An 8363-nucleotide genomic window follows, 5' to 3' on the forward strand; every position below is an offset into this window, starting at 1 on the left:
CGCAACAACGCGCTCCACTGGTAGTAACCGCGAGCGGAGGTGTCTTCAACCACTGTGGTGTCTTTGCCGCGCAGCTCTAACATCTCGTAGCGGGCATCCAGCAGGCGCAGGGTGTTATCGGCACGCTCGATGAACGTTCCCAGACGAATAAAACGAAACGCATCGTGACGCATAATCGTGCCGTAGGTTGCACCGCGAAACAGGTGCGAACGCTCTTTGACCCACTCGCAAAAACGGCTCATGCCGTAACGGCTCAAACCCTGCTCGGCGATACCGCGAATCTCCAGCCAAGTAGAGTTGATGTTTTCCCACATGTCCGCGGTAATACGACCACGCACCGCATGGGCACTGGCGCGCGCGGCACCCAGGCAGCTATAGATGCTGGCCGGGTTAGTCGCATCAAGAGCAAAAAAGTGCAGCAAGCGTTCAGCGTGCAGCTCGCCGTGACGCTCAACGTAATCCTCAAGCGTCCCGGTAATCAGCAGCGGCATAGCGAGTTCGTGCAAGCCATCACCGTGCCCATCCTGGGGCATCAACGACAGCGAATAACTGACGTCGAGCATCCGTGCGAGATTTTCAGCTCGCTCCAGATAACGCGACATCCAATACAAATCCGAGGCAGTTCTACTTAGCATTGGCAGGCTTCCTTAATCCTCAACCACCCATGTGTCCTTGGTTCCACCGCCTTGGGACGAGTTCACCACGAGGGAGCCTTCACGCAGCGCTACTCGAGTGAGGCCGCCGGGAACAACCCGGGTTTCACGGCCGGAAAGAACATAAGGGCGCAAGTCGATGTGGCGCGGGGCGATGCCGTTCTCGACAAATGTCGGACAGGTCGACAGGCATAAAGTGGGTTGTGCGATATACGCGTGAGGTTTTGCCTTGAGACGAGCACGAAACGACTCGATCTCTGCTGCGGTGGCGGCCGGACCGACCAACATCCCGTAACCGCCAGAACCCTGGGTTTCCTTGACCACTAACTCCGGCAAATGCGCCAGCACGTGGGACAACTCTTCCGGTTTGCGGCATTGCCACGTCGGGACGTTCTGCAGAATCGGCTCTTCGTCCAAGTAGAAACGAATCATGTCCGTGACGTATGGATAGATCGATTTGTCGTCCGCCACGCCGGTCCCGATGGCGTTCGCCAGTACAACGTTGCCCGAGCGATAGGCCGACAGCAGACCAGGCACACCCAGCATCGAATCAGGGTTGAACGCCAATGGATCGAGGAAGGCATCGTCGAGCCGACGGTAAATCACATCGACGGCTTTGGGGCCATCGGTGGTGCGCATAAACACACGATCATCGCGCACGAACAGATCAGCACCTTCCACCAACTCAACGCCCATTTCCCGCGCCAGAAACGCGTGTTCGAAAAAGGCACTGTTGAAGCGCCCTGGCGTCAGTACAACCACGCTCGGGTTATCAATAGGGCTAGAGCTTTTCAGGGTGTCGAGGAGCAAGTTCGGGTAATGATCGATAGGCGCGATACGTTGCGCGGCGAATAACTCCGGGAACAAGCGCATCATCATCTTGCGGTCTTCAAGCATGTAGCTCACGCCACTCGGTGTGCGCAAGTTGTCTTCAAGCACGTAATACGTGCCATCACCATCACGCACCAAATCGACGCCGGAAACATGTGAATAGATGTCACGGTGCAGGTTCAGGCCTTGCATCGCCAACTGGTATTGCTCGTTGGCCAGCACCTGTTCGGCGGGAATAATCCCGGCCTTGATAATCCGCTGATCGTGATACAGGTCGGCAAGAAACATGTTCAGTGCCTTGACCCGCTGGATACAACCACGTTCGACAATCCGCCATTCGCTGGCTGGAATGCTGCGCGGGATCGTATCGAAAGGGATCAACCGCTCGGTGCCCTGCTCGTCCCCGTACAGCGTGAACGTGATACCGGCGCGATGAAACAACAGATCGGCTTCACGCCTGCGCTGGGCCAATAACTCGGGCGGTGTCTCACCCAACCAACGGGCGAATTCCCGATAATGCGGACGGACCAAGCCACCAGCATCGTACATCTCATCATAAAAGGTGCGGATCATGCCGTACTCCTTGTCACCACGGACATCAAAGGCCTTCGCAAGGCCCGTGCCATCGGCATAAACGCTTAGTTATCAAGCAGTTGGATAAACTATTCACACCCGCCGCACCATTCCTGTGCAGTAACCGCCCCACGAAAATCAACGACGCCTCATTCGGATGCGTCTTTCAACATCAATATCTATCACCAGCATAGTCAGAGATGATTTCACGCAGGAGGTTTGTTTCCAGATAATCACCAGCATCAAGCGAACATCAGGTTAAGGCCCGTTCGCTACCACCGATTTTTTACCGGTCTGTGCATCGAACTCTCAACGAACTTCCCTTTGAGCCACTTTCTGAGTGGCTTTTTTTTGCCCGCAATTCGTGACGCTATGAGACTGTGCAGATACTAAAAACCGGCTAACGAAACGTCAGCCGGCAGAGGTCGAACCAAATCTGTGACGCAGAACCGTTAATGCAGAACCGTTAATGAAGACCTTTGATGACTTGAGTGACACCCCAACCCTCGACCTCGCCGTCCAGCGGCGTGATCATTGTTTGGAAATCCTGCTCGAAATCACCAATACCGCCATAAGTGGCGTACATCAATTTACTTAACTGAAGATGCCAAGCCCCGTCATCACGGGCGCTGACCTGCGCGTTCAAAGACTCTCCGCGAAACTGCCCTGCAGCCTGCCGTGCCCGTTCCTCATCCGGGAAAACGGCGTAAAACTCAATGGGATGGATGCTGGCGAAATCAAACCCGCCCTCTTTCATGCGGCGCAGTACATTACTGCTGATGTCCTCTTGATAGGCTGTGCTCATGAAACGTCCTCCTATGCAACGATAGATAGAGTTTCAACTTTCCCGACACGACCCACTGAACAGTGGCCGCTTGCCGACAGATAATCTGCCAACAGGGAATCAAGCATGTAGCTGACAAGGCCAAGTCTATGCAGCTAAACCGGGCGTCGACATGAAGAGGCCAGAGCAATGCTGCACTGGCCTCATTTCCAGAGTAGTCCTATCGACCGCCGATGCCAATGGCAATGGCAAAACTGTCATTCGTTTATGAGTCCTCAGCCAGCCTCGGTTACAGAGAGGATTTGCACACTGTGCATATTTTTCAGGGACTTTACGGTCGGCTCGGGCGCCCGACCGTCGAGGTCGTTCAAATCAAGCTTGTCGGCGACGGGGTACAACACCTCGCGCAGATAGTCGGCTGCGTCTTCTTTACTCGGGCATTGCTCGCGCTCAAGCTTAAGGCTTTGCTGCACACCTTCTTTATCGACATACGCAATGGTCCACTGTTTCATCGATGCCTCCTCAGCGGAGCCGAAAACCAGCTCACACAATCTGGACCCTGAGCAATCACTATTCGTTCCGCTGCCGAGTTCTGCCTGGCAGGCAAAAAAAAGAGGCCAATCAAGGCCCCTTTCGTTTCAATCAAACGTCAGCGCTTTTTGCCGGCGGACACACCGGCCGTGTTATCCATCAAGCTCTTGGTCGCGGTCTGGATGAACGCTTCCATACGCTCCTTGAGCTGCGCCTGATCCGGTTGGCCGGTCAGCAATTCGGCATGAGGCTTGGCGCCCAACTGGTATTGATACAACAGCGGCTCCATGCCTTTAGGCTCAACCAGGATACGGTCACCGGTGACGTAACCCACGGTCAACTCACCGCCCGAAGGCTTGATCACACCAAAACCCTTGTCGCCCTCAGGCAGGTTCAGCAGATCACGGCCCCAACATTGGTTACGCGACTCACCACCCAAGCGGCCCATGATGGTCGGCACGATGTCGATCTGAGTACCAACAGTGCTGCTGCGCTTGCCGAACTTGTCCTGGAGGCCGGGGGCAATTAGCAGCAGCGGCACGTTGAAGCGACCCAAATCCAGCTCGGTGATTTGCTTGTCGTTGCCGAAGCCGTGGTCGCCCACGATGACAAACAAGGTCTCTTTGTAATACGGCTCTTTTTTCGCTTTCTCGAAGAACTGCCCAAGCGCCCAGTCGGCATAACGCATGGCGGTCAAATGCTCATCCAGCGTGCCATGCCCAGTCACGCGTTCGACTGGCAGGTTGGCTGGCAGCGCGTAAGGCGTGTGGTTCGACAGCGTTTGCAGCAACGCGTAGAACGGTTTTTTGCCTTCCCGGGCTTTCAGTTCCTGAGCACCACGGTCAAACATATCCTGGTCGGACACGCCCCATGTTGGGTCGGAGAACACCGGATTGACGAAGTCGTTACGACCAATAAAAGTGGTCATGCCCTGGTTACTGAAGAAACCGGACTGGTTGTCCCAAGCGAAGTCGCCGTTATAGACGTAAACATCGTCATAGCCGCGGGCGCTAAGCAACTGTGGCAAGCCAGACAGTTTGTTGCTGCCTTCCGGGGTCTGCATCAGGTATTCAAACCCTGGCAAGTTAGGGAAGCAGGCCATGGTGGCGAACATGCCTTGATGTGTGTGCGTACCGTTGGAGAAGAAGCGGTCGAACAACAGACCTTCCTGGGACAGCTTGTCGAAGTTCGGCGTGATGTTGGCATCACTGCCCAAAGCGCCCACCGAGTGACCGGCGAAGCTTTCCATCAGGATCACCACAACATTGCGGATTGGCAGTGTTTTTTCCTGCGGAGGCAACGAATCACGGCGCACGGCGGCGACGTCGGGGTCTACCAGCTTGTCGTTGGCAGTCAACAACATGTCACGCGTGACCTGCTGCGCCTGCGCATCCGGCATCGTCGATTTCCAGATGTTGGCGCGCTGGTCCGAACCCAAGGCTTTAGCGGCGTCGATCAACGACAAGGTGCCGTTAAGACCCAGCTGATTGGCAAAGTTCGAATCCGTAGTGTACGCATCGCCCCAACGCAACGGAGGACCTTGACGCAGGGTGCCACGGGAAGCGATCACCGCCACCAACGCACACAACAGCAGCACGCCGATGCGCATATACCACGGCGCGACTGAACGGTTACTGCTGGAGCTGACGCTCATCGGGCGGTTAGCGCGAGTCAGACGGTCGATGCCTTTGAACACCAGGCTCAGTAGCCACGTCACTGCGGCCCAGGCCAGCAAATAACGGCCTACCGGGAAACCGTACCACAGCATGCTGAGCACTGTTTTCGGGTCTTCTTTCACGTATTGAAACACCAGGCCGTTTAGGCGCTGGTGAAACTCGCGGTAGAAGTCCATCTCCATCAAGCCCAGGAACAGGGTGATGCTGGCGCCCAATGTCAGCCAAAAACGGAACAAACCACGCCAGTTCATTACCCGGGCACTCAGCAGCACCAGTAGCAGTGGAACCAGCAAGTACACGGTCAAGCGCAAATCAAAACGCAGACCGTTGCCCATGGCTTCAAGAAAGGTCGACGCCGGGGTCGTGCCGATCATTTGGCGGTTGTAAACCAGCAGTGCAACACGCAACAGGCTGTACATCACCATCAACACTACACCGCTCAACAGCGTGTAAGCCAAGTGCGATTTGACAGTGATTTGTAGTAAGCGCGACGAGGCGGGCTGATGTCTCAGTGCGTCCGTTTTGGCCATGGTGTTCTAAGATCCATTGAATTCGAGGAAAATGTTAAAAGCTTGTGCGCCCCGCCAAAGAGGCGAAAAGCGCGCACGATCTTCTGCGAAAGACTGTGAAGTTTATGTAGCACGCTGCGGCTGAAAGGTAAGCAAATTTTTCAGCCGAGCGTCTAAAAAACCAACTTAGTCGTTACTTGGCTTGTTCACAGCCTGCAGAACGTACTGGGGCAAGGCGAATGCGCCGATATGGATCTCGGGGTTGTAATAACGCGTAACAATACCGCTGCCGGCAAAACGCTGGCGCAAGGTTTCCAACGGCAGTTTGCGGTACGCGGTATTGGTCGCGCCCCACGCAAACGTCATGGCGCCGCCAATGTAGGTCGGGATCGCGGCCTGATAAAAATGCCAATCGGGGAACAAACTGCGCAGACGCCCGGCGGTAGTCTGGACTTCCGTCAACTGCATGAACGGCGTGCCATTTTGGGTGACCAAAATGCCGCCCTCATTCAGGCAGCGTCGGCAAGCCTGGTAAAAGTTTTCCGAGAACAGCACCTCTCCTGGACCGATCGGGTCCGTGGAGTCGGAAATGATGATGTCGAACTTTTCCTGGGTCGTCGCGACGAAACGCATGCCGTCATCGATCACCAGGTTCAGTCGCGAATCGTCGAAAGCGCCCTTGGAATGGTTCGGCAAAAACTGCTTGCACATCTCGACCACGGTCCCGTCGATCTCGACCATGGTGATGTGTTCGATGCTACGATGCTTGGCGACTTCACGAAGCATGCCGCCGTCGCCGCCGCCAATGATCAATACGCGCTTGGCGGAACCGTGGGCGAGGATTGGAACGTGGGTGAGCATCTCGTGGTAGATGAACTCATCGGCCTCGGTGGTCTGGATCACACCATCGAGCGCCATGACGCGGCCCATGCGCGGGTTTTCGAAGATCACCAGATGTTGATGCTCCGTGCGTACTTCGTGCAGCATTTTTTCTATGCGAAAGCGCTGGCCATAGCCTTCGTACAATGTTTCCTGGTAATCGCTCATGGGTAAGTCCCCGGTGAATGCTGGTGGCAACGGACAGCGGCGGCTTCAGGAAAAGCCCCGCCCCTAAGAAAGGAGGCGGGCATTCTACGTTGCGGACGATGTCAGGTCGAACCTCTATTGGCCAGCCGGTGGCTCTTGCCTGGCAAATAAAAAGAGACCTGGCAACAATCAGCTGTCAGGCGCCGACGTCTAGCATTGAATCAAACCGGGTAAATCAGAAGCGTACATTACCCCGTGGTCCGGCGATTGCCCAAATGATCAGGCCCAATACCGGCAGCAGCAGAATCAGCAGCACCCAAAGGATCTTCATCCCGACTTCAGCACCACTTTTCAATACATTGATGATCGCCCAGATATCCAGCGCCAGGATGATCAGCCCAATTAGACCGTTAAAAGTGGAACCCATGGTTGTTGCTCCTAAGTTAATGCTTACCAGCTTAGGATGTTTACGCGTAGAGAGGGTTCCGTTTGGCCAGTATCTTATTTTGCAGCTCTCTGTAGGAAGGAGCCAACGTGTTGGCGAAGGTCCTTCGAACCTTATCGCAGCCTTTGGCAGCGCCTACAGCATCAAACGTAAAGCGCAATTCGCAACGCTTCCAACGAAGGCGCCGCAGCAATCCCTAAGGCTGCGCACAGTTCAACAACGCGATCCACATCATTGCCGTAGACCAACACCGCCTGCAATTCATCGTCCAGCGGCTGGCTCAGGTTCATCAGCACGTAACCGCCCTTCTCCTTGTTCATGGCACTTAGCTGGATCTGAATCCGATTAAGCGCAGTCAGCGGTTCAACCTTGGCCAGTTGTTTAGGTTTGATGTTGAACGTTACGCCAGGACCAAAGGACTCAACGATTTGCGCAAACAAGTTCATGTAGCTGTCAGCCTGGAACAGCACGGTGTCCGGCAAGCTGCCTATAACCACCCATTCCCCCAACGGAATCGGGAAGCTGTCGTCGTAGTTGATGTCCGGATTGGCCGCAAGGAAGGCCCCCGGGTCAGCGTAGGCTTTTGCGGCCTCGTCAGCCACGTTGGCGACTTCTTCTGCGTCCATGCAACCCGAACTGATTTTACCGATTAATTCTATGAGCTGGTCTTTCATGGGGAAGTCCTGACAGTGGCCAACAGCGGCTGGAAAATTAGCCGCGCAGGATAGCTGGAAATCAAGTCTAGCTCTAGCGCCCCCCCGGCAGGTTAGCCGTTGAGTTTGCTCAGTTGCTCGGCAGTGTCCACCGCGCCCATGGTCTGCGCGGCCGCCAATGGTGTAACGCCGCGCGCATCCTGGACATGTGGATTTGCACCTTTAGACAGAAGGTAGTCGACGATTTCAGTGCGATTGAACATTGCAGCCATCATCAATGCAGTGCGCCCATCTGCCGAAGCACCTTCAACGTTTGCACCATTTTCAACCAGCAATTGGACCATTGGCAGATCACCCTTGAAGGCCGCACCGGCAATTGGGCTTTGGCCGTTGTCGTTACGAATCTCTGGGTCAGCTTTGAACTCCAGCAATACCCGAACGGCATCCAAGTGGCCGTGATAGCTGGCGAGCATCAGCAGCGTGTTGCCCTTTTCGTCCGTCAGGTTCACCGGTAACCCGGCGTCAATCATCGAGGCGAGGAGAGACGTGTCGCCGACCCGCGCTGCCTTAAGCGCGAGTTGTTGCAGTTCGGCATAGCGCTTCTCCTCGTCCTCGGTGACGCTCGTTTCCATGTGGAAATTTATTTGGCCCCGACCGGATCGAGCACCGGCTCGGGTTCGCC

The 8363-nt window shown here is 55.4% G+C and carries 9 protein-coding genes; all 9 read right to left on the bottom strand.

The features are described from left to right. The coding region (locus M0974_RS07340; protein WP_297834696.1) for an alpha-E domain-containing protein at positions 1–635 on the bottom strand (635 nt) is incomplete at its 3' end. Positions 636–647: 12 nt separating this feature from the next. Further along, a complete protein-coding gene (locus M0974_RS07345) occupies positions 648–2057 on the bottom strand; it encodes a circularly permuted type 2 ATP-grasp protein (protein ID WP_297834698.1) in 1410 nt (469 codons plus the stop codon). Positions 2058–2523: 466 nt separating this feature from the next. Beyond that, positions 2524–2862, bottom strand: coding sequence for a ribonuclease E inhibitor RraB (locus tag M0974_RS07350; protein ID WP_297834700.1), 339 nt, complete (start codon positions 2860–2862; stop codon positions 2524–2526). A gap of 254 nt (positions 2863–3116) precedes the next feature. Further along, positions 3117–3353, bottom strand: a complete 237-nt coding sequence (locus tag M0974_RS07355) for a hypothetical protein (protein WP_297834703.1) — start codon at positions 3351–3353, stop codon at positions 3117–3119. A 137-nt stretch (positions 3354–3490) separates the two neighbouring features. Further along, positions 3491–5578 (bottom strand): LTA synthase family protein, encoded by a 2088-nt coding sequence (locus M0974_RS07360; RefSeq protein ID WP_297834706.1) that lies wholly within the window; start codon positions 5576–5578, stop codon positions 3491–3493. A 165-nt stretch (positions 5579–5743) separates the two neighbouring features. Continuing rightward, positions 5744–6604: a polyamine aminopropyltransferase gene (speE, locus tag M0974_RS07365; RefSeq protein ID WP_297834709.1), complete on the bottom strand. Its 861-nt coding sequence runs from the start codon at positions 6602–6604 to the stop codon at positions 5744–5746. Between the two features lie 214 nt (positions 6605–6818). Then, entirely contained in the window at positions 6819–7010 is a 192-nt protein-coding gene (locus M0974_RS07370; RefSeq protein WP_297834712.1) for a PLDc N-terminal domain-containing protein, read from the bottom strand. 161 nt (positions 7011–7171) lie between these two features. After that, positions 7172–7702 carry a hypothetical protein gene (locus M0974_RS07375; RefSeq protein WP_297834714.1) on the bottom strand — a complete coding sequence of 177 codons (531 nt, stop codon included), beginning with the start codon at positions 7700–7702 and terminating at the stop codon, positions 7172–7174. 92 nt (positions 7703–7794) lie between these two features. Then, on the bottom strand, positions 7795–8313 hold the full coding sequence (locus M0974_RS07380) for an ankyrin repeat domain-containing protein (RefSeq protein ID WP_297834717.1): 519 nt from the start codon (positions 8311–8313) through the stop codon (positions 7795–7797). Between the last annotated feature and the right edge of the window lie 50 nt (positions 8314–8363).

It is taken from the genome of Pseudomonas sp., assembly GCF_026224925.1.
Lineage (GTDB): Bacteria > Pseudomonadota > Gammaproteobacteria > Pseudomonadales > Pseudomonadaceae > Aquipseudomonas.

Excerpts from the sequence above, each read along its gene's own strand:
- M0974_RS07355 (WP_297834703.1), bottom strand. The coding sequence starts at position 3,353 with ATGAAACAGTGGACCATTGCGTATGTCGATAAAGAAGGTGTGCAGCAA.
- M0974_RS07345 (WP_297834698.1), bottom strand. The coding sequence starts at position 2,057 with ATGATCCGCACCTTTTATGATGAGATGTACGATGCTGGTGGCTTGGTC.
- M0974_RS07360 (WP_297834706.1), bottom strand. The coding sequence starts at position 5,578 with ATGGCCAAAACGGACGCACTGAGACATCAGCCCGCCTCGTCGCGCTTA.
- M0974_RS07380 (WP_297834717.1), bottom strand. The coding sequence starts at position 8,313 with ATGGAAACGAGCGTCACCGAGGACGAGGAGAAGCGCTATGCCGAACTG.
- M0974_RS07375 (WP_297834714.1), bottom strand. The coding sequence starts at position 7,702 with ATGAAAGACCAGCTCATAGAATTAATCGGTAAAATCAGTTCGGGTTGC.
- M0974_RS07350 (WP_297834700.1), bottom strand. The coding sequence starts at position 2,862 with ATGAGCACAGCCTATCAAGAGGACATCAGCAGTAATGTACTGCGCCGC.
- speE (WP_297834709.1), bottom strand. The coding sequence starts at position 6,604 with ATGAGCGATTACCAGGAAACATTGTACGAAGGCTATGGCCAGCGCTTT.
- M0974_RS07370 (WP_297834712.1), bottom strand. The coding sequence starts at position 7,010 with ATGGGTTCCACTTTTAACGGTCTAATTGGGCTGATCATCCTGGCGCTG.